At 60.3% G+C, this 21,365-nt stretch carries 19 protein-coding genes and 1 riboswitch; of the genes, 10 read left to right on the forward strand and 9 right to left on the reverse strand.

Annotated features, from left to right (window positions below):
* Nucleotides 1-36: 36 nt before the first annotated feature.
* The 5 genes from P8S53_RS04465 to P8S53_RS04485 all read right to left on the reverse strand — a co-directional run bounded on the left by P8S53_RS04465 (nt 37) and on the right by P8S53_RS04485 (nt 6,663).
* Complete coding sequence (locus tag P8S53_RS04465) at nt 37-1,398, reverse strand: lyase family protein (protein WP_277805961.1); 1,362 nt, start codon at nt 1,396-1,398, stop codon at nt 37-39.
* Complete coding sequence (locus P8S53_RS04470) at nt 1,395-3,218, reverse strand: ABC transporter ATP-binding protein (protein WP_277805962.1); 1,824 nt, start codon at nt 3,216-3,218, stop codon at nt 1,395-1,397. Before P8S53_RS04470 ends, P8S53_RS04465 begins: the two co-directional genes overlap by 4 nt.
* Nucleotides 3,218-4,132, reverse strand: a complete 915-nt coding sequence (locus P8S53_RS04475) for an ABC transporter permease (RefSeq protein ID WP_277805963.1) — start codon at nt 4,130-4,132, stop codon at nt 3,218-3,220. Before P8S53_RS04475 ends, P8S53_RS04470 begins: the two co-directional genes overlap by 1 nt.
* The gene (locus tag P8S53_RS04480) at nt 4,129-5,046 is read right to left on the reverse strand and encodes an ABC transporter permease (RefSeq protein ID WP_277805964.1); all 918 of its coding nucleotides are present in this window, start codon (nt 5,044-5,046) and stop codon (nt 4,129-4,131) included. The genes P8S53_RS04475 and P8S53_RS04480 overlap by 4 nt, the downstream gene beginning before the upstream one ends.
* A gap of 84 nt (nt 5,047-5,130) precedes the next feature.
* Entirely contained in the window at nt 5,131-6,663 is a 1,533-nt protein-coding gene (locus P8S53_RS04485; RefSeq protein ID WP_277805965.1) for an ABC transporter substrate-binding protein, read from the reverse strand.
* A gap of 319 nt (nt 6,664-6,982) precedes the next feature.
* A riboswitch (TPP riboswitch) is annotated at nt 6,983-7,086 on the forward strand.
* A gap of 58 nt (nt 7,087-7,144) precedes the next feature.
* Here P8S53_RS04485 and thiD point away from each other — a divergent pair.
* The 10 genes from thiD to P8S53_RS04535 are packed head-to-tail and all read left to right on the forward strand — an operon-like array spanning nt 7,145 to nt 14,566.
* On the forward strand, nt 7,145-7,948 hold the full coding sequence (gene thiD / locus P8S53_RS04490) for a bifunctional hydroxymethylpyrimidine kinase/phosphomethylpyrimidine kinase (protein WP_277805966.1): 804 nt from the start codon (nt 7,145-7,147) through the stop codon (nt 7,946-7,948).
* Nucleotides 7,941-8,909: an FAD-dependent oxidoreductase gene (locus tag P8S53_RS04495; RefSeq protein ID WP_277805967.1), complete on the forward strand. Its 969-nt coding sequence runs from the start codon at nt 7,941-7,943 to the stop codon at nt 8,907-8,909. The genes thiD and P8S53_RS04495 overlap by 8 nt, the downstream gene beginning before the upstream one ends.
* Nucleotides 8,899-9,096 (forward strand): sulfur carrier protein ThiS, encoded by a 198-nt coding sequence (thiS, locus tag P8S53_RS04500; RefSeq protein WP_277805968.1) that lies wholly within the window; start codon nt 8,899-8,901, stop codon nt 9,094-9,096. The genes P8S53_RS04495 and thiS overlap by 11 nt, the downstream gene beginning before the upstream one ends.
* 44 nt (nt 9,097-9,140) lie before the next feature.
* Nucleotides 9,141-9,902: a thiazole synthase gene (locus P8S53_RS04505; RefSeq protein ID WP_277806678.1), complete on the forward strand. Its 762-nt coding sequence runs from the start codon at nt 9,141-9,143 to the stop codon at nt 9,900-9,902.
* Nucleotides 9,899-10,495: a thiamine phosphate synthase gene (locus P8S53_RS04510; protein WP_277805969.1), complete on the forward strand. Its 597-nt coding sequence runs from the start codon at nt 9,899-9,901 to the stop codon at nt 10,493-10,495. Before P8S53_RS04505 ends, P8S53_RS04510 begins: the two co-directional genes overlap by 4 nt.
* Nucleotides 10,492-11,445 carry a HesA/MoeB/ThiF family protein gene (locus P8S53_RS04515; RefSeq protein WP_277805970.1) on the forward strand — a complete coding sequence of 318 codons (954 nt, stop codon included), beginning with the start codon at nt 10,492-10,494 and terminating at the stop codon, nt 11,443-11,445. Before P8S53_RS04510 ends, P8S53_RS04515 begins: the two co-directional genes overlap by 4 nt.
* A gap of 19 nt (nt 11,446-11,464) precedes the next feature.
* Nucleotides 11,465-12,415, forward strand: coding sequence for an ABC transporter substrate-binding protein (locus P8S53_RS04520; protein ID WP_277805971.1), 951 nt, complete (start codon nt 11,465-11,467; stop codon nt 12,413-12,415).
* The gene (locus P8S53_RS04525) at nt 12,412-13,086 is read left to right on the forward strand and encodes a TenA family protein (protein WP_277805972.1); all 675 of its coding nucleotides are present in this window, start codon (nt 12,412-12,414) and stop codon (nt 13,084-13,086) included. Before P8S53_RS04520 ends, P8S53_RS04525 begins: the two co-directional genes overlap by 4 nt.
* Complete coding sequence (locus P8S53_RS04530) at nt 13,083-13,811, forward strand: ABC transporter ATP-binding protein (RefSeq protein WP_277805973.1); 729 nt, start codon at nt 13,083-13,085, stop codon at nt 13,809-13,811. Before P8S53_RS04525 ends, P8S53_RS04530 begins: the two co-directional genes overlap by 4 nt.
* Entirely contained in the window at nt 13,808-14,566 is a 759-nt protein-coding gene (locus P8S53_RS04535; protein WP_277805974.1) for an ABC transporter permease, read from the forward strand. Before P8S53_RS04530 ends, P8S53_RS04535 begins: the two co-directional genes overlap by 4 nt.
* A gap of 178 nt (nt 14,567-14,744) precedes the next feature.
* Here P8S53_RS04535 and P8S53_RS04540 read toward each other — a convergent pair whose 3' ends face one another.
* The 4 genes from P8S53_RS04540 to carB all read right to left on the reverse strand — a co-directional run bounded on the left by P8S53_RS04540 (nt 14,745) and on the right by carB (nt 21,230).
* Nucleotides 14,745-15,578 carry a glycosyltransferase family 2 protein gene (locus P8S53_RS04540; RefSeq protein WP_277805975.1) on the reverse strand — a complete coding sequence of 278 codons (834 nt, stop codon included), beginning with the start codon at nt 15,576-15,578 and terminating at the stop codon, nt 14,745-14,747.
* Nucleotides 15,575-16,576, reverse strand: coding sequence for a hypothetical protein (locus P8S53_RS04545; protein ID WP_277805976.1), 1,002 nt, complete (start codon nt 16,574-16,576; stop codon nt 15,575-15,577). Before P8S53_RS04545 ends, P8S53_RS04540 begins: the two co-directional genes overlap by 4 nt.
* Nucleotides 16,577-16,675: 99 nt before the next feature.
* Entirely contained in the window at nt 16,676-17,434 is a 759-nt protein-coding gene (locus P8S53_RS04550; protein ID WP_277805977.1) for a WecB/TagA/CpsF family glycosyltransferase, read from the reverse strand.
* A gap of 463 nt (nt 17,435-17,897) precedes the next feature.
* Complete coding sequence (gene carB / locus P8S53_RS04555; protein ID WP_277805978.1) at nt 17,898-21,230, reverse strand: carbamoyl-phosphate synthase large subunit; 3,333 nt, start codon at nt 21,228-21,230, stop codon at nt 17,898-17,900.
* Between the last annotated feature and the right edge of the window lie 135 nt (nt 21,231-21,365).

The following is a 21,365-nucleotide window of genomic DNA, read 5'->3' on the forward strand; positions in this document are numbered from 1 at the left end:
TGCCTGATGGCGCAGCTGCCACTACACCATCGCGGGCTAATCCACCGGATCAGCCCTGTCCCGCAAACGTTTTGCAAGCTTGTGACCCATCATGGCCGCGTCTTGCGCAATGCGGGAACTTTCGCCCAGATAGGTTCTTGAATCGAGTGCTGCGCGCGCGACATCAACGCTGATACTTCCTTTCAGCTGGTGCAGTGCAGCAACCTTGGTCGCGACCATATCGGGGTCCGGTCCTGCGGTGGTCAAGACGTCGTGCAACAGGTCATGGGCCTGCAAATGGCCCAGCAATGGTGCCATCAGCATCATCAGCCGCTCTGACGCTGAATTTGCCCCTGAAGCATCAAGGTTTGCAGCCATTTGCACAGGTCGTGCAGTTATCAGCCCGCAAAGTTCATCAAAGGCCTGTGCAAGCTTCCATGCCAGCGGGCAAGCCCGGTCCAGCGTCCGCACAACAAGATGGTTGGCTGCGGCATCGCCTTCATTGGCTGTCAGTGCACCTTCCATCGCAGGTATAACGGCGGAACGTAAATCAGCTGCCATGGCAATCACATGCACGACCCGTTTGGGATTGATTTTGTGGGGCATGGTCGATGATCCGACCACGCCGGGTTCAAGCGTTTCTGCCACCTCGTTTATTTCTTCGGACATAAGCGCGTATAATTCGCGCGCGATACGTTCGGCCGTGGTTGCCCAAAGTGCAAGCTGCGCAACATAATCGGCAAAAATGTCGTTCACCGCGCGCCCCGGAACCAGCATTTGCGACAACCCAAGGCGTTCGGCCATCAGACGATTCACCGCCTGCCCCTGCCCGTCAAAGGCGTGCATCGCGCCGACTGCGCCGCCGAAAGGCAGCACGAAAACCCGTTGTTCCATCGATTCCAAACGCGCAACAGTGCGGCTTAATTCTTCGATCCAGCTTGCAACCTTGAAACCGAAGCTGATGGGCAAGGCATGCTGGCGGTTGGTGCGCCCGATCATGGGGGTTTCGGCATGGTGGCGGGCCAGTGCGGCAAGCTGGTCCACCGCACTGGCAAGATGGCGATACAGCCGCTCTTGCGCGCGCCGCATCAACAGCAGCCGCCCGGTCTGCATCACGTTCTGGGTCGTCGCACCCCAATGGACGTATCGGCCTGCCTGCCCCGCACGATCAGACAGCACTTTGGTCAGCGCATGGATCGGGGCATGCGTGCGCCTTGCTTCATCTTCCAGCGTTTCAAGGCCAAGTGTTCCGACTTGTGCAACTGCGGCGATCCCTTCCGCCGCCGAGGGGGGGATGATCCCTAGATCGGCCTGTGCGTGAGCCAACGCTACTTCTACGTCCAACCAGGATTGCCAGATATTTGTTGGTGAAAACAACGTTTCAGGCGTGATCTGCGTCATGTCTGCATTATCCTTCATGCGCCTGCCCCCGCAGCGAGGGCGGCAGAGTCAAACCTTGGCGCTGCTTGCAGCAATGCCTGCGTATACGCATCTTCGGGTGCGCAAAGGACGCGTGACGCAGGGCCTTGTTCAACAAGGCGGCCCTGCAACAGCACTGCAACGCGGCTTGCCAGTTGGTGAACAACGGCCATGTCGTGGGTGATGATCAGCGTGGTCAGGCCGAACTCTGCCTGAAGATCCGACAAAAGGTTCAGGATCTGCGCTTGAACGGAAACGTCCAGTGCCGAAGTTGGTTCATCACAGATCAGCACTTCGGGGTTGTTAATCATCGCGCGGGCGATGGCAATGCGCTGGCGCTGTCCGCCTGACAGATTCAGCGGATAGCTGTGCAACAGACGCGATGGCAAGCCTACCAGTTCCATCATTTCGCGCGCCCGACGCAGTCGCTCACTTGCGCCAACACCGCGCAGATGCAGGGGGCGTGCGATGATTTCAGCAACCGTGCGCCGCGGATTAAGCGAGGAATAGGGGTCCTGGAAAATTGGCTGGACCAAGCGCGCGCGCGTGGTATCCGGCATTCCGGTGATATCTTGCCCCTGAAGCGAAACCGAACCGCTGCTGGGATCGACCAGCCCCAACATGATGCGTGCCAAAGTCGACTTTCCCGATCCGCTTTCGCCCACAAGCGCCAGCGTTTCGCCACGTCGCACCATCAACGACACGTCATCAACGGCGCGAATTTCCTTTTTCGGGCTGAAGAAACCGGCATTCAGGTGGTAAATCTTGGTGATATTGCGTGCCTCTATCATCGGCGCATCATTTGATGTTGCAGGGTCCGGTTGGAGCAAGGCGCGCGCGGGCGTTTCGGTGGGCGGGCTTGGCTGTATCACGACGCAGCGCGCCCAATGATCGGAAGATCCTTGTAACGGAGGGCGCGCACGGGTGCAGGCGGGCATGGCTTCGGCGCAACGTGGCGCAAAAACACAGGCTTCAGGCGGGGCAAACTGTGCTTCGACAGTGCCTGGAATTGCGGCCAACCTGCGGCGTGCCCCGTCAATAGTCGGGATCGCCCGCAGCAATGCGCCAGTATACGGATGTCGCGCTTGCGCCAGCACATCTGGTGTGCGGCCCTGTTCCAGAAGTTCGCCGCAATACATGACAGCCGCGCGCTCAGTGGTTTGTGAAACCACTGCAAGATCATGCGATATCAGGATCATAGCCATTCCGGTTTCGCGGCGCAGTTCTGCCAGAAGTGCCATGATCTGCGCCTGAACTGTCACGTCCAGCGCCGTCGTGGGTTCATCCGCGATCAGTAATTCGGGTTCGAGCATGAGCGCCATAGCGATCATCACGCGTTGGCGTTGCCCCCCCGACATCTGATGCGGGTATTGTCCCATCCGCGCGCCGGGTTCAGGAATTCCCACCCTGTCAAGCAGCGAAACGGCCCGCCTATGCGCAGCCCGCGTATCCATGCGCCCCAATCGGACCGCAGCTTCCGTCATTTGTCGACCGATTGTATAAACCGGATTTAATGATGTCATCGGTTCCTGAAAGATCATCCCGATGCGCCCGCCCTGAACACGGTCGGCAAATTGCGCATCGGGCATGGAAAGCAAATCATCGTCCCCCATCCGCAAAGTATCAGCTGTCAGTTGCGCGTTGCGCGGTAGCAGCCGCATAAGCGAAAGTGCCGTCATTGACTTTCCCGACCCGCTTTCACCGACAATCGCCAGCGCTTCGCCCTGATCAAGCTGGAAGGATATTTCATGCACCGCATGCAGCCAACCTGATGGGACAGGCAAGCGCACTGACAGGTTTTCAACTTCGAGCAAGGGCATCAGCTTTTCTCCTCGGGTGAGGTGATGTCGCGCAGGCCGTCGCCCATCAGGTTGGCGCCGATTACCAGAACAAACAGGAATATACCGGGCAGCACGACCAGCCAGGGGCGGTAGAAGATCGCCTCTTTGCCTTCGGCGATCATCAAGCCCCAACTGGGTGTCGGCGCCTGAATGCCAACCCCCAGAAAACTGAGAGCGGACTCGGCCAGAATTGCGATACCCAGTTCAAATGTGAAGATAACGATGATCTTGGAACTCAGGTTTGGCAGGATCTCATGCCAGATGATCTGGCGTGAACTTGCACCGGACGCCCGCGCCGCCGCCACAAAATCCAGACTGCGGATATGCTGTGTGGCAGATCGCGTGACGACTAGAAAATAGGTCCAGTGCAAAACACCGATAATGCAGATCACCACGATCAGAGAGGGGCCGATGAAAAAGACAAGCGCCATGGCCAGAAGCAGCCCCGGCAACGCAAGTTGGGTCGTCAGCACAAAATTGACGGCGTGATCGACCCAACCACCAAAATAGCCCGCCAGCACGCCAAGCGTGACCCCGATGAGCAGCCCGATGGTGGCGGCGCTAAGTCCGATGGTGATGGATATGCGTGTTCCATAGATCAGCCGGCTTAGATAGTCCCGCCCGACCTGGTCGGTTCCCAGTGGATAAGTCCAGTTGCCACCCTCGACCCAGACAGGGGGCAGCAGGCGGTTGGGCAGGGATTGCTGGAATGGGTGATGCGGGGCCAGATAGGGAGCAAAGACTGCAACCAGTATCAACACGATCAGGATACCGGCCCCAATCTGGAACCCGCGGTGGTTCCATGCGCGTGTGCGGACCAACTGGCCGGGGCTGGGCGGCAGCTGTTCAACAGTGTCCGTGGGGTGCGCGGGGTGTTTCAATATACGGCTCATCTGATACGTATCCTTGGATCAAGGGCTGCATTCAGGATGTCGGCCAGCAAGTTCATTGCCACGAATACCAGTGCGAACAGAAAGATCAGGATCTGCACGGTGGGAATGTCGGCACCAAGGATTGACTGCAATGCCAAGCGCCCCAGACCATTGATTGCGAAAATACTTTCGGTAATCACGGACCCGCCAACTTTCTGCCCCAACTGGACGGCCAGAACTGAAACCACTGGCAAAAGTGCGTTGCGCAGCGCATGCCGAAGCAGCAGTGTCGGGCCACGATAGCCCTTGGCGCGGGCCGTGCGGATGTAATCCGAACCCATGACTTCTATCAGGCCGGTGCGCATCAGTCGCATGACCGGCGGCACCGAGGACGCCCCCAAAACAAAGGCGGGCAGGACAAAGTGCAGCCAAGTATGATCTCCCGATACGGGAAAGATAGGTATCATCACTGCAAACAGAATAATCAGGATCAGCCCCAGCCAGAAATTCGGAACCGCTTGCGCCGATACGGCCAGCCACAACGCCAGACTGTCGATCCAGGTGTTGCGGTTCAGCGCCGCAGCGGCGCCCAGCGGGATGGCAATTGCAATGGTCACGAAAAGTGCGGAAAAGGCCAGCGTCAGCGTGGTGCCAACGCGTTCGCCAACAAGTGTCGCTACCGGCTTGTTCCAATAATAGCTGACGCCGAAATCACCACGCAAAACACCCGTCAACCAATCCAGATAACGCACCCAAAGCGGCCGGTCCAAACCATAGCGAACGCGTATCTGTTCGATCACTTCAGGGTCTGCCTCTTCGCCTGCTATGGCATATGCAGGGTCGGTGGCGATGTTCAGCAACAGGAACGCAGCTAGGGAAACAGTGAACGCCACTGCAATGGCAAGGCCCACGCGTTGCAATATATAATTTATCATCTGTTGTTCTTCCCGAAAGCGGGTATGAATAGGGCCAGATTTGCAGCGAAACCATCTGGCCCATTGTCTTCTTTGCGGATTTGTTTACTTCCAGCGCGCGTTCTGCAACCGGGGCACACCGTCATCATCCAGCGGGAATTCAAGGTCGGACGTCACAAGGTAATCTGCCGAATAGCTTACCAGCGGCACCCAATACGCCTGTTCGGCGATGCGGGTGATGGCCTGTTGGTAGTAACCAAAGCGCAAGTCCTGATCGGCGGTCTGTTCGGCCGCTAAAACCCATTCAACCACCTGATCGTCGCCCGAAAGATGTCGGTCGCTGGTGTCAGAGAAATGGACCCGCGCGATAAGCGCTGTATCTGCAACCCCACTTGACCCCCAGGTGCCGATATAGGCCGCGATATCTTGTGATGCGCGCGCCTGATTAAGGGTTTCAAGCTGGACATAACGCAGGTTGATGTCGATGCCGACCGCTTCGAGATCAGCCATGATCGCCTCGGCATTGGGTCGTTCGCGATAGGCCCATAAATCAAGACTGAACCCATCAGGATAGCCCGCTTCGGCCAGCAACGCGCGCGCGCGGTCCGGGTCGTATTCATAACGCGGGACATCCTGGGTGCATCCGAACTGTACCGGATGACAGGCGGAATAAATCGGCTCTGACGCGCCGCCGCCCATCAGGAATTCGGCAATTTCCGGCTTGTTGATCGCGTGGTTCATAGCCTGCCGCACGCGCAGGTCCGTCAGCGGACCGTCTGGCTGCGCGACCCCTGCCGCATCCAGCACAATGAAGGACACCCGCAGGTCCGGTCCGGCCAGATGGTCGATTTCAGGGCGTGCATCAAGGCTTCGGGCCACGTCAAGCGGAACGTTGAACATCCAGTTAATCCCCCCGGACATTAGTTCGGCCTGCTGTGTGCCCATGTCGGGAATGTTCCGCACGACGATGTTTTCGATTTCAGGTGCATCGCCGAAATAATCATCGAACCGTTCGAGCACCAGTTCGACACCCGGATTGAACCGGGTCACGCGGTAGGGACCAGCGCCAATCAGATTCAGGGCCATGGCGTCATGATCAACCTGATCGCCCTGATGATAGGCCCCGTCTTTGCGTAGCATGACCCGTTGCGCCATATCGCGAATAATCAGCGGGTTAATGGCTGCCAGATGGAAACGCACTGTATGATCGTCCAGCACTTCAGCGCGATCAAGCCAACGGCTGATCAGGGCCTGCGCGTGGGATTCAGAGCCTGGGTCAATGATCCAGTTATAGGTGTAGGCCACATCTGCGGCGTTAAGTGCGCTTCCATCGTGAAACCGCACATCGTCGCGCAACTGCACATCGATCGTCATGTCGTTCACAAATTCATAAGACGACGCCACGCCCGGTTCGATTTGCTGGTTCGCGGGATTCATGGTGAACAGTGTCGCGTCCGTCATCTGTGCCAGAATGATGTATTCCCGGCGCGTGGTGTAAAGGTAATCAAGATTCAAAATCTCGCCGGACATCGCCGCGCGCAGCGTGTCATCTTGTGGTCCGGCGAATGCGGTGTGTCCAAATGCAAGGCCAGAGGCAAGCACGGCCGAGCCGAGTGTTCTTGTGAGTCTGTTGTTCATCTTATTCCTCCCGATACTCCTGTCGTCAGCGTATCAGCGCAAGGAAAGTCGGAAAATCAGAATTGTTCGTACATCAGTTGCAAAAACCGGGACTGTTGGCCGCGTGAACCATGCTTGTCATGGGCTGGTTTCCCTGTTGATGATTGCCACCCGGAAATCACTTACCTTGCGCAGATAGACTTCTATCATTGCGCCCTTGTTTTCTGGGGACGCGCCCTTTTTCGTTTTGCTGATCTCCGCCTTGCACATCCAACCGGTCGCGCGTGTTTTCGTCCTTTCAGACCTTGTCGCGTTGGATGTTTTGAACTAGCTTCCCCTTCAACAACCGTTGGGGTGCCCTGTCATCAGGGCTGAGAGGCTTAGCGCCAACCCATCGAACCTGATCCGGATCATACCGGCGTAGGGAACGGTGCGCATATGGGCCATGACCGGCCCGCATTCCGTCCTCTGACGTTGGTATCCACAACGAACGGAGGCGCGCTTGATCCCTATAGCCCTGACCATAGCCGGTTCGGATTCCGGTGGCGGTGCCGGTATTCAGGCCGATCTGAAGGCATTTTCCGCGCTGGGCGTTTATGGCGCATCGGTCATCACGGCATTGACGGCGCAGAACACGCGCGCGGTCACCATGGTCGAACCCGTAAGCCCTGCGATGATTGCCGCACAAATGCATGCGGTGTTTGATGATCTGGCAATTCGTGCGGTCAAACTGGGTATGTTGGGCGATGCCGTAGCAATCGCGACGGTGGCGGCAGGGCTGCGCGGGCATGATATGCCGGTGGTGCTGGACCCCGTGATGGTCGCAAAATCCGGCGACAGGTTGCTGCCATCCGATGCGCTGGCGGCGTTGCGTTCTGAATTGTTGCCGCGCGCCACGGTGCTCACGCCGAACCTGCCTGAAGCTGCGGATTTGCTGGGCACTGTGCCTGCGCGCAGTGACGCCGAAATGCTGGAACAGGGGCAGGCATTGCGCGCGTTGGGTGCGCAGGCGGTGCTGATGAAAGGCGGGCACGGGGACGGGCCGGACTGTGTGGACCTGTTGATTGACGCGCAAGGTGTGACCCGCCTGACCGCTCCGCGGCGCGCAACGCAAAACACCCATGGCACCGGCTGCACATTGTCGGCTGCAATCGCGGCGGGGCTGGCGCAGGGTATGGATCTGACAGTGGCCGTGACGCGCGCGCATACCTATTTGCAGGGCGCGATTGCCCATGCGGACGGGCTGGGCGTGGGGTCCGGGCATGGGCCGGTGCATCATTTTCACGGGGTCTGGCCCAATGGCTGATGTTACCATCATCGGGGCCGGTGTGGCAGGGCTTTGGGCCGCTTGGGCATTGTGCAAGGCCGGTGCGGGCGTGCGCCTGATTGACCGCAACGGCGCGCCCGGCCCGCATGGGTGTTCATGGTGGGCAGGGGGCATGCTGGCCCCGTTTTGCGAAGGGGCGGTCGCCGAAGCCCCCGTTGTCGCGCATGGCCAGCAGGCTGCCGCCGCCTGGGCAAATGTCACAACCGTGACCTATCGCGGATCGCTTGTCGTGGCACTGGAACGCGATCGGGCCGAGCTGGCGCGCTTTGCCCGCCGCACCAGCGGGCATGAGCTGATCACCGATGAACTGCACCTGCTGGAGCCTGACCTGCCGACCCCGTCGCAAGCGCTGTTCTTCAGCGCCGAGGCCCATCTGGACCCGCGCGATGCGCTTGCTGATCTGGTGGCCGCGCTGAAGGGGCGGGGCGTCAGCATTGAACAAGGGGATGTCACGCCTGATGACATCACCGGCCCGGTAATCGATGCGCGCGGCATGGCAAGCCCTGTGCCGGGCCTGCGCGGTGTGCGGGGCGAAATGGTGGTTTTGCGTGCGCCCGATATTGCGCTGACCCGCCCTGTGCGCCTGCTGCATCCGCGCCATCCGCTGTATATCGTGCCGCGCGCGAATGGCGTCTATATGCTGGGCGCGACCCAGATCGAAAGCACGGACCGGCGCGGAATTTCGGCGCGATCCACGCTTGAACTGCTGTCTGCGGCCTATGCCCTTGACCCGCGCTTTGCCGAGGCCGAGGTGCTGGAAACCGGTGCGGATTTGCGCCCAGCCTTTGCCGATAATGTGCCGCGCGTGGTCCGGCAGGGGCGAGTTTTGCACCTGAACGGCTTGTTCCGGCACGGCTATCTGATGGCGCCTGCACTGGCGCAGCAGGCGGCGGATTTCCTGACCCACGGCATCAAGGGGGATTTGTTCCATGAAGATTGAAGTGAACGGCGACGCACAGAATGTGCTTGCTACAAATGTCGAAGACGCGTTGCGCGAACTGGGCTGGCAGGGCGCGCGCGTGGCCACCGCCCTGAACGGGGAATTCCTGCCAAAAGCCGCCCGCGCCACAACAGATCTGTCTGACGGGGACCGGCTGGAAGTGCTGGCCCCCATGCAAGGCGGCTAGGCGTATGGGGCAGACACAGATGCACTGTTTGAAGGAATGCGATGATGCGTGAATTCTATGGCGTAACACTGAACAGCCCCTTGATGCTGGGCACCGCGCAATACCCGTCGCCCGCAGTGATGGAAGCCGCGTTCCGCGCGTCAGGCGCATCGGTCGCCACAGTGTCGCTGCGCCGCGAAAGCGGGCAGGGGCAGGCGTTCTGGGACATTATCCGGGGGCTGGGGGTGCATGTGCTGCCAAATACGGCCGGATGCCACAGCGCGCGCGAAGCCGTCACCACCGCCCAAATGGCGCGCGAGGTGTTTGAGACAAACTGGATCAAACTGGAAGTCATCGGCAATGCCGACACGTTGCAGCCCGACCCGTTCGGATTGCTGGACGCTGCCGAAACCCTTGCCGCAGACGGGTTCGACGTGTTCCCCTACATGACCGAAGATCAGGTTCTGGCGCAGCGTCTGGTTGATGCGGGCTGCAAAGTTCTGATGCCATGGGGTGCGCCCATCGGGTCAGGTCTGGGGCTGAACAACCGCTACGGGCTGAAAACCCTGCGCGCGGCCTTTCCCGATATTCCCATGGTTATTGACGCGGGCCTTGGCCTGCCCAGCCATGCAGCCGCCGCGATGGAATTAGGGTTTGATGCGGTCTTGCTGAACACCGCTGTGGCGCAGGCGGAGGACCCGGTTGCCATGGCGCGCGCCTTTGGCATGGCGGCCAGCGCAGGTGCCCTGGCCCGCACCGCCGACCCGATGGAACCGCGCGACATGGCCGCCCCTTCCACCCCGCTGATCGGAAAGGCATGGCTATGACATTGCCGCGTTTTTATCCTGTATTCGACACTGTGGACTGGATGGCCCGCGCCCTGCCGCTGGGGGTGAAGCTGGTGCAACTGCGCATCAAGGAACGCGACTCCGATGCCTTGCGGCTGGACATTCGCGCAGGGCTGGCCCTTGCGCGCCAGCATGGTGCCGCGATGGTGGTGAATGACTACTGGCAACTGGCGATAGACGAAGGCGCGGACTGGCTGCATCTGGGGCAGGAAGATCTGGACGAGGCCGATTTGCCAGCCATCAGGCGCGCGGGGGTGCGGCTGGGCATTTCGACCCATGACCATGCCGAACTTGAGCGCGCACTGGCGCTTGCGCCCGACTATATCGCGCTTGGTCCGGTCTATCCGACGATATTGAAGCAGATGAAATGGCACCAGCAAGGGTTGGAACGGGTTGCCGAATGGAAGCGGCTGCTGGGCGATATCCCGCTTTGCGCGATTGGCGGCATGTCCGTGGAACGCGCGGCGGGCGCGTTTGCGGCGGGCGCGGATATTGTCGCGGCTGTCACCGACATTACCCTGAACCCAGACCCCGAAGCGCGCATGCGCGACTGGCTGGCGGTGTGCGCATGACCCGCTATGCCCGCCAGATGGTGCTGCCCGACATTGGCGCGCATGGGCAGGCACGGCTGGCGCGGTCGCATGTGCTGGTCGTGGGGGCAGGGGGGCTGGGCGTGCCGTTGCTGCAATACCTTGCGGGTGCGGGCGTGGGGCACATCACGCTGGTTGATGGTGACCGCGTCGAGATTGGCAATCTGCACCGCCAGCCCATCTACCGCACGGACCAGTTGGGCCAGCCGAAAGCGCAGGCCGCAGCCGCTGCCATATCAATGCTGAATCCCGATGTGGCGCTGAGTGCGCATGTCGCATGGCTGGACCCCGCGACGGCGCCCGAATGGGTGGCGGGTGCTGATCTGGTGCTGGATTGCGCCGACACATTTGCGGCCAGCCTGACATTGTCCGACATCTGCCGCGACATGGGCAAGCCCCTGATCACCGCAAGCGCGCTTGCGCGGTCGGGCTATGTGGCGGGGTGTTGCGGTGGTGCGCCCAGCCTGCGCACCATCTTTCCCGATCTGCCCGAACGTGGCGCCACCTGCGCCACAGCGGGCGTCATGGGGCCGGTTGTGGGCGCGATTGGCGCTATACAGGCGCAAATGGCGCTGTCTGTGCTATTGGCCCTGACGCCCAGCCCCTTGGGCCAGCTTATAAGCCTTGATGCGGCGCGCTGGCGTATGGGGGGCTTCCGGTTTGACCGCGCGCGCGAACCTGATGCGCCCTTGCCCTTCATCGCGCGCAGCCAGACCCGTGCGGATGACCTGCTGATTGACCTGCGCGCGGAATCCGCGCCCTTCAGCCCTGATGCGCGCCATATCCTGCCCGAAAACATTACCACCCTTGCCCCGCCTGCGGACCGCCGTGTGGTGCTGGCCTGCGCCACGGGGTTGCGCGCGCATAATGCGGGGCAGGCGCTGCAAACATGCTGGCCGGGGCACATCGCGCTTCTGGCCCTGACCGACTGACCATAGAAAAGGACATTCCATGAAATACCCGATTGCCGCGCTGGCCCTCGCCGCAATGACAGCGCTGCCCGCCACAGCGCAGGACCGCCTTAGCGTGATGCTGGACTGGTTTGTGAACCCCGACCACGCACCGATTATCCTTGCGCAGGAACTGGGCTACTTCGCAGATGCGGGCTTAGATGTGGAAACCGTCACCCCGTCCGACCCCAATGACCCGCCGCGCATGGTGGCGGCCGGGCGTGTGGATCTGGCGATTTCCTATCAGCCGCAACTGCATCTTAGCCGGCATAATGACTTGCCCTTGCGCCGCGTGGGCACGCTGATTTCCACACCGCTGACCTGTCTTGTGGTGCTGGCCGACGGGCCGGTGCAGGATATGTCCGACCTGAAGGGTGGCAAGGTGGGGTTTGCCGTGGCGGGCGTGCAGGAAGTGATGCTGGACGCAATGCTGGCTCATCACGACATGGAACCCGGTGATGTAGAGCAGATCAATATAGGCTGGTCCATCTCGCCCGCGCTGATGTCGGGGCAGGTGGATGGCGTGATCGGCGCATTCCGCAATTTCGAATTGAACCAGCTTCAGATCGAAGGAACCGAGGGGCGCTGCTTCTACCCCGAAGCCGAAGGTGTGCCCGCCTATGACGAACTGATCTATGTCGCCAATCCCGACCGCATGGATGCGCAGGTCATCGCACGTTTTCTGGATGCGACAGAACGCGCAACAGGGTTCATCCTGAACCACCCCGAACAGGCGTGGGATATTTTTGCGGCGACAGCCAGCGAATTGCAGACCGAACTGAACATCCGCGCATGGGGCGACACATGGCCACGCTTTGCCACCCGCCCCGCCGCCCTTGATGCAGGCCGCTATGCGCGCTTTGAAGCGTTCCTTGCGCAGCGTGGTGCCACATCGGGCGGGTTGTCTGTCAGTGATCTGGCCGTTGATGTCACAGCAGGCGGTGGGCAATGAGTGCGCCTGACTATGGCCATGCCTTCGCCCTGTGGCGCGATCACGCGCCACAATGGCGGGCCTATACCCATCACGATTTTGTCGAAGGGCTGCGTCAGGGCACCTTGCCGAAGGAAAATTTCCTGCATTACCTGCGACAGGATTATGTGTTCCTGATCCATTTTTCCCGCGCATGGGCGTTGGCGGCTGTCAAGGCGGGCAACGTGTCGGAAATGCGTGCAGCATCAAGCACCGTTCATGCGCTGGTGCATCATGAAATGCCGCTGCATCTGGATATCTGCGCGCGCGAGGGGATTGACGCCGCCGCATTGGAAGCGACAGTCGAAGCGCCCGCCAATCTGGCCTATACACGCTATGTGCTTGAAGCGGGCTACTCGGGTGATTTTCTGGACCTGATGGCGGCATTGGCGCCTTGCGTGCTGGGATATGGCGAAATTGGTGCCCGCCTTGCAGGCAGTGGCGGGCCGTATTCGGACTGGATCGAAACCTATGGTGGGGCCGAATATCAGGGCCTGTGCCGTGATGTAGGCGCGCTGATTGATGATGCGCTGGTCTGCCGGCTGGGGGCACAATGGCACAGCCTGCCCTGTGCCGCGCGTCTGTCGCAACGGTTTGTCACCGCCACGGCGCTGGAAGTGGGCTTTTGGGACATGGGGTTTGCGGGGCCATGACCGCACCGGGCCTGCAAGTGCAGGGCGAATTGTGGCTGGACAGGGCACCGCTGATCCGCAACCTGCGCTTGGATTTCCCCGCCGGGCAGTGGTCCTGCCTGCTGGGGCCGTCCGGTGTGGGTAAATCCACGCTGGGGCGGCTGATCGCGGGGCTGGCGGGGCCGTTTCAGTTGCAAGGGCACTGCCGCGCCAGTGATGCGGTGCCTTTGAGCGGGCGGGTGGCCATGATGGCGCAGGACGGGCAGCTTTTGCCATGGGCCAGTGTGCTGCATAATGTCACCATTGGCGCACGCCTGCGCGGGCAGGTGCCGGATATGGCCCGTGCGCGCAGTTTGCTTGCCGAACTGGGGCTGGACGCAATGGCGCATCGTCGCCCCGGCACCTTGTCGGGCGGGCAGCGCCAGCGTGTCGCATTGGCGCGCACCCTGATCGAGGATTGCCCGATTGTGGTGCTGGATGAACCGTTTTCGGCGCTGGATGCGGCCACCAGACTGGCCATGCAGGATCTGGCCGCGCGCATGCTTGCCACGCGCACAGTGGTGCTGATCACGCATGACCCGCTGGAAGCCGTGCGGCTGGCGGACAAGGCATGGCTGCTGTCGCCCGACGGGGCCTGCGCGCTGGATCTGCCCGAAACCGTCCCCCCCCGCAGCTACCGCGATGATGCGACGCTGGCCATGCAGGCCCGCCTGCTGGCGCGGCTGCACGGGATGCAACCCGCATGAATGGCAGTCTGGCGGCGATTGCGCGCGGTATACTGGCGCTGGGCTTCGGGCTGGCGCTGTGGCAGGGCGTGGTCTGGGCCAGTGGTGTGCCAGCGTTCATTCTGCCCGGTCCTGTGCGCGTGGCCGAAAGCCTGTGGAACAATGCGGGCATGCTTGTGCAGAATGCGCGCTTTACAGTGGTCAATCTGCTGACGGGCCTTGCGGCAGGTGTGGCCCTTGGGGTGGCAACAGCCCTGAACCTTGCCCTGTCGCCCGGTGCGCGACTGTTGCTGCGCCCGATGCTGATTTTTGCCCAGGCCGTGCCGGTCTTTGCGCTGGCCCCCGTCGTCACGTTATGGCTGGGCTATGGTGCCCCGTCCAAGATTGTGATGGTCATGCTGGTGATTTATTTCCCTGTCACATCGGCCTTTTTTGACGGGTTGATGCGGTTGCCCGCGCCCCTGACAGATATGGCGCAGCTTATGCGCGCGACCCCCTTGCGCCGTCTGATCTGGTTGCAGGTGCCGCATGCGCTGCCATCGCTTGCATCGGGGTTGCGGCTTGCGCTGGTTTATGCGCCTTTCGCGGTCGTGATCGGTGAATGGGTGGGGTCGTCGCGCGGATTGGGCTACCTGATGCTGATGGCCAATGGTCGCGGGCAGACTGACCTGATGTTTGCGTCCCTGCTGGTGCTGGCAGGGTTAAGCCTGACGCTGTTTTTCATCTTCGAGGCTGTTATTCGAAGATTAACGCGACCGGATCAGGATAAGAAATAGGGTGCAGATGTATTGGCCTTTTACGGTCATTCGCGCTTGGACAAAGCCCGCGCCATCGGCAGGCCGCGGGACGGCCCACCGATGGCGCGGCGGCCTTCGGCCTTGGTTCTGCGCCTTGGGAAAGTCCAACGGCAGCAAAACGCCACTATTTGCCCTGCCATGCAGCCCCAACCCACCTTCAGCGTCCGCGCGCCCAACCGGTGCGGTCACGACTGCGGGTCAGGCGCACAAGTGCTGAAATGACGGCATAGACGCCAAACCCGACAGGGTCGGCCTTCAGCAAGGCCCAGACATCCGGTCGCGGCTTGTCGTCGTTCTGCATCAGATCAGGGAACAGCGCGGCAAGCTGCGCAAGTCCCTGATCCTGCCTGCGCCGCACGCGGACCAGGCGCGCCAGACCTTCGGCCATTGGCCATTCATAGGTCGCGCCGACTTGCACACGTTCGTGCGGGGCAAACTGTAACCGGACAAAGGTGTCATCAGAAATAATGTCGGGAAACTGGTCCCAGCGCTGTCGCCCTGCCGCGTTTACTGCAAAAAGGCCAAACCCTGCGGCCTTGGACCTGGCAAATGGCAGGCGTTGCCAAAAGCGGGCATATTGTGTGGTCAGCCAACTTGCGGGGGCTGGAATGCGCGGTGTGCCAGAACCATATAGCGGCTTGCCGGACGCCAGCGCATCAGTCAGGTCCGCCAGCACATCCGGGCTGACGATCACATCGGCATCCAGATAGACGCGGATATACCCGGTCGCGCAGTGATCGCCCGCGTTCAGCGCCTTGATCTTGTTTCCCGCAGGCAGGTCCAGAACATGCAAAGACCAGCCGCGTTGTTCTGCCGCGTCGGTGAACCTATGGGCCACCGCAACAGTGTCATCGTTGCAGCCATTCGCCACAACCAGCACTTCCATTGTGTGGCGCGGCAGCGGGCTGGACGCCAGAACAGCCTTCAGGCAGGCCCCGATATACTGCCCTTCATTGCTGGCTGGAATGATCACCGAAACAACCTGTGTCATTGCAAGGCTGCGCCTGAATCCGAGTGCGACATGCCCAACCCCGTGACCGGCAAGGCGCGCGTGACCGACCACACGGTTTCCTGCATCAGTTCTGCCAGCTCAGGGGGCGGGGCTTGTGCCATGCTGCCATCGGCGCGCAGCAACTCATGCGGTATCCCGCGCGGGTCCTGATGATACAACACCGCAAAATGTGTAAGCGCGACCAGATAATTCCCCACATCATTCAGATGGATAGGATCCAGATCGCTAGTCGGGGTGCGGGCAAACAGATCGGTATGATCGGCCATACCCGCGACCCCGCCCTGCGCTGCGGCTGCGCGCGTCAGGGCGGCCATGACGCGACCCACCGGAATGACATGGATAACGCCGGTACCCGACTGCGCCATTGCCTGCGCCAGAATGGTCCCTTCCCATAATGCGTCTGGGTCGGTGTCCAGCCGGTGCAACCAGTCATCCAGTGTGGTCAGATGCGGCCATGATTCATACATGTAGACGCGTATATCGGGCCTGCCCGCGCGGGCTTTTGCCGCCCATAGCGTGGCATAGCGCGCGGAATCGTGCCAGCGAATGGCGTCTTTCAACTCCACCATCTCTGTCATGATGAAGCTGTCATAATCGCCCGAGTCCAGCGCCTCATGCGGGTCGCGCCAGGCTTGTGTTGTGTTCATGTCGTCAAACCCGTTGACCGGATGCGCGGGGTCCCAATGCTCGCGCAGGCTGGTGCCCCAACCAAGCTGGCTGTTGTAGCGATGGTCCGGAAAACCCGCACTTGCGGCCAGTTGCTCAATAAAGGCAGGTATGTCGTGACCAACAAGGCTATGACCAAGTTGATAAACCGTCTGGCTGGAATCCGGTTGTGGCAAAGCGGATTTATACAGCGCGGCCCGATCCTGCGCCGATAACGGGCGCGGTTCGTCCATGGCCCGCCAGAGCGCCAGCGCCAGCGCCGCAAAAAACGCAAAAACCAGAATTGCCCTGTGTCTGTAAATGGGGATCATGGCGATGGGGTGCTTTCCAAGTGAAGCGTTGTCGGCAGCGCGATGATCTCCGCTAGGGCAGGGCTTTGCAAGACATCTGCCAAGGGGACTTGGTTATTTTCAGCGACGGGCACTGCGCGATTTCGCGGCAAGCACAGAAAGTCGGGGCAAGATCATGGCACATTTCATATATCGCCATGCCAGTCGCCTTGGGCTTCCAGCCAGACGCCAAAGCCATTCCATCGCGATCATGCGTATGATGCGGGGGGCGCGAATCTGTGTTCTGGCCAGAAAGTCCAGACCCGCACCGATGGATATGAAGCCCATATCCGGCAGGGTCGTGCGGCCATAGATGGCAAAGCGTTCCTGTTTGGGGGCGCCCAATGCCAGCAGGCACAGCTGTGCCCCTGCGTCATGGGCCTGTTGCAGCACATGTCTGGCAAGGGGGCTGTCCGGATCAAACCCCATTGGCGGCGCAAGTCTGGCGACGACCTTTAATGCAGGAAAACGCGCCGTCAGCCTGTCAGTGGCTTTGTCCAGCACATCCTGTGTCGATCCGATGAAGGCGATGGGAACCCCGAGCTCCGCTGCAATCGCGCAGACAGGTTCAATCAGGTCCGATCCCGGCATGTGGGCGACGGGGCACCCGGCAAGGCGTGAGAGCCACACAATAGGGTTGCCGTCCGCCAAAATGATATCATGCGCATTATAGGCCGAACGGAATACCGGATCTTCGTGAAGTTTCACCAGATGATCCAGGTTCAAGGTTGCGATTGCAAATCCTGTCCGGGTGCCCAGCATTTCGCGAAACAGATCGAAAAACTCCTCGCGTGACGCAGATGAGACATTTACCTTATGACCCGCAACCTCAAAGGTCATGTCACGCATGTGTCCAAGCGGTGCTGGTACGTTCCAATTGGTAGCGTTCTTTGGGTGTTGTCCTGACTTGCTTGAACTCAGGTCACTCATTTCGAACGTGTCCATGCCAACGCTGATTTTACCCATTACATTTCCGCCTGTTGATACACACTTAAAGCACTACACAGACTCACTCTCAAAATGTGTCCAGAATTGGGTTAAACAAACTCAATTGTTTGGTATTTTTGTGGTAATGGTGGCATCTCGCATGAATTTATGCCTGTATAGCGTGTTTTCGATCGGGGCGTTTGGCCCACGCCGGACAAACACCAGAACTTCTGGACGCGGGCGACATGTTGCCCGCGCGTGATTGCGGCAAACCCACAGCAATCCTGATTTTGTTTGCGGGTCAGACACCGCAGACGCCGTGTCGCATTCCTGCCCTGCACGCCGGCAAGGCCGCGTGCAGGGCAGGTCGTGGATATCAGTGTTGCAAGGCGCGCACGCCAATCTCGCCTTCTTCACGGGCCCTGATGGCCAGAACAGCGGCATGGCTGCCGGCTGCTGTCGTGAAATACGGGATCTTGTTATACAGCGCCACAGAGCGAATTTCGCGGCTGTCCTCGACCGCTTGTGCGCCTTCGGTGGTATTCAGCAGCATGACGATTTCGCCGCTTTTCAGCAGGTCAACGATATTGGGCCGCCCTTCATAGACTTTGTTGACAATGTCACAGGTGACACCGTGCTCGCGCAGCCAGTCGGCGGTGCCCCGCGTTGCAATGATCTGGAAGCCCAGTTCAATCAGCGATTGCGCGGTTTCCAGTATCATTGGCCCCTTGTCGTAATCCTTGATCGACACAAAGACCTTGCCGCTTTCGGGCAATGTCACGCCTGCGCCCAGCTGCGCTTTGTAGAAGGCGCGCGCGAAATTGCGTGCCCAGCCCATCACCTCGCCGGTTGAACGCATTTCGGGGCCAAGCAGTGTGTCCACACCCGGAAAACGTGCAAATGGCAACACCGCTTCCTTGACCGAAAACCACGGGGTCTGCGGGTCTGCCAGTGTCAGGGGATCCCCCATGGGCAGCGGCTCGGTGGGTTTGACATCGCCATCCAGCGGCGCGCGCAGCGGAAAGTTCGACAACGGTTCGCCCGCCATAAGGCGCGCGGCAATTGATGCGATTGCACTGTCCGTGGATTTGGCGACGAAGGGAACCGTGCGGCTGGCGCGCGGGTTCACTTCCAGCACATAGATCACATCATCCTTGATGGCGAATTGCACATTCATCAGGCCCACGACATTCAGCCCGCGTGCCATCGCTTCGGTTTGTTTGTGCAATTCAGCGATGATCTCCTGCGACAAGGAATAAGGGGGAAGCGAACAGGCGCTGTCGCCCGAATGCACGCCCGCTTCCTCGATATGCTGCATGATGCCCGCAACATGCACGGCCTGACCGTCGCACAGCGCGTCCACATCAACTTCGACCGCGCCAATAAGATAGCTGTCCAGCAAAACGGGGTTCTTGCCCGACACCTGCACCGCATCACGGATGTAGCGTTCCAGATGCGCATCGTCGCGCACGATTTCCATGGCGCGCCCGCCCAGAACATAGGACGGGCGGATCACCAGCGGGTAGCCCACCTTCTGCGCAATCTCGAATGCCTGATCGCGACTGGACGCGATGCCGTTGACCGGCTGTTTCAGCCCCAGCTTGTTCAGAAGCGCCTGAAAACGCTCGCGGTCCTCGGCCAGATCAATCGCGTCGGGGCTGGTTCCCAGGATGGGAATCCCTTCTTCTTGCAGCGCATTGGCCAGCTTCAGCGGGGTCTGTCCGCCGAACTGGACGATCACACCGTGCAGCGTGCCGTTTTCCTGCTCAACCCGCAGGATTTCCAGCACATGCTCCAGCGTCAGCGGTTCAAAATACAGCCGGTCCGATGTGTCATAATCGGTGGACACTGTTTCAGGGTTGCAGTTGATCATGATGGTTTCATAGCCAACATCCGTTAGCGCGAAACAGGCGTGGCAGCAGCAGTAATCGAATTCGATCCCCTGCCCGATCCGGTTGGGTCCACCGCCCAGAATAACCACCTTCTTGCGGTCGGACGGGCGCGCTTCGCATTCCACATCGCCCATCACGGGGGTTTCATAGGTCGAATACATATACGGGGTCTGCGCCTCGAATTCGGCGGCGCAGGTGTCGATGCGCTTGAACACTGCGGTCACGCCCAGATTGCGGCGCGCGCGGCGCACTTGCGCCTCGTCCCGGCCGGTCAGCGTTGCAAGGCGCGCATCGGTGAAACCCATCATCTTCAGATCGCGCAAGCCTTCGGCGGTGACGGGCAGCCCGTCGGCGCGTATTTGTGCTTCGGCATCGATGATTTCGCGGATACGGGCCAGAAACCAAGGATCAAACGATGTGGCGGCCTGAATTTCGTCATCTGACAACCCTTCGCGCATGGCCTGTGCGATCAGCCGGATGCGGTCGGGGGTCTGTGCGGAAATGGCCTTGATGACGGATGCCTTGTCGGGCGCGCCGGGAATGGCGATTTCGTCAAACCCGCTTAGTCCGGTTTCCATGCTGGCCAGCGCCTTTTGCATGGATTCGTGGAAGGTGCGGCCAATCGCCATCGCCTCGCCCACCGATTTCATGGCGGTGGTTAGTTCAGGCTTGGAGCCGGGGAACTTTTCAAAAGCGAACCTTGGGATTTTCGTGACCACATAATCTATGGTCGGTTCAAACGAAGCGGGTGTCACTTTTGTGATGTCGTTGTCCAGCTCGTCCAGTGTGTAGCCTACTGCCAGCTTGGCCGCGATCTTGGCGATTGGAAAGCCTGTGGCCTTGGACGCCAGCGCGGATGACCGCGACACGCGGGGGTTCATTTCGATCACCACCATGCGCCCGTCTTCGGGGTTGATCGCCCATTGCACGTTCGACCCGCCGGTTTCGACCCCGATTTCACGCAGCACAGCGATAGAGCCGTTGCGCATGATCTGGTATTCCTTGTCAGTCAGCGTCAGCGCGGGTGCCACGGTGATTGAATCGCCCGTGTGCACCCCCATCGGGTCCACATTTTCAATGGAACAAACGATGATGGCGTTGTCTGCGCGGTCGCGCACGACTTCCATTTCGAATTCTTTCCAGCCCAGCAGAGATTCATCGACCAGAATCTGCGCCATGGGGGATGCATCAAGCCCCGACCGGCAGATGCGTTCGTAATCATCGCGGTTATAGGCCACACCGCCGCCAGTGCCGCCAAGCGTGAAGGCAGGGCGGATAATCGCGGGCAGGCCGACATATTCAATGGCGGCCATGGCTTCGGCAACGCCTGCATTGATGTCATATTTGCCGTTGGGCAGTTTGGGCGCGGCAACGATGGTCGCGCGCGGGTTTTCAATGCCCAGCCTGTCCATGGCTTCGCGAAACAGCTTGCGGTCTTCGGCCATTTCAATGGCCTCACGCTTGGCGCCGATCATTTCAACGCCGAATTTTTCCAGAACGCCCATATCCGCCAGCGCCAGCGACGTGTTCAGGCCGGTCTGCCCGCCCATTGTGGGCAGCAGCGCGTCGGGGCGTTCCTTTTCGATGATCTTGGCGACAATTTCGGGCGTAATCGGTTCGATATATGTTGCATCGGCAAGGCCGGGGTCGGTCATGATCGTCGCCGGGTTCGAGTTGACCAGAATCACCCGGTACCCTTCCTCGCGCAGGGCCTTGCAGGCTTGTGTCCCGGAATAGTCGAATTCACAGGCCTGTCCGATGACGATAGGCCCCGCACCAATGATCATGATGGATTTGATATCGGTTCTTTTCGGCATGATGGACCCCTGAATGGCGCGCGCAGCAGATAACACAGCGCATTATTGCACCGTGTAAATTGCGCGCGTTATATCCAAGGCATGCGGCGGCGCAACCCCTGTTCGCACCTGACCATCGTTGTTCATGTAGCTGGT

The sequence above is a fragment of the Roseinatronobacter sp. S2 genome (assembly GCF_029581395.1).
GTDB lineage: Bacteria > Pseudomonadota > Alphaproteobacteria > Rhodobacterales > Rhodobacteraceae > Roseinatronobacter.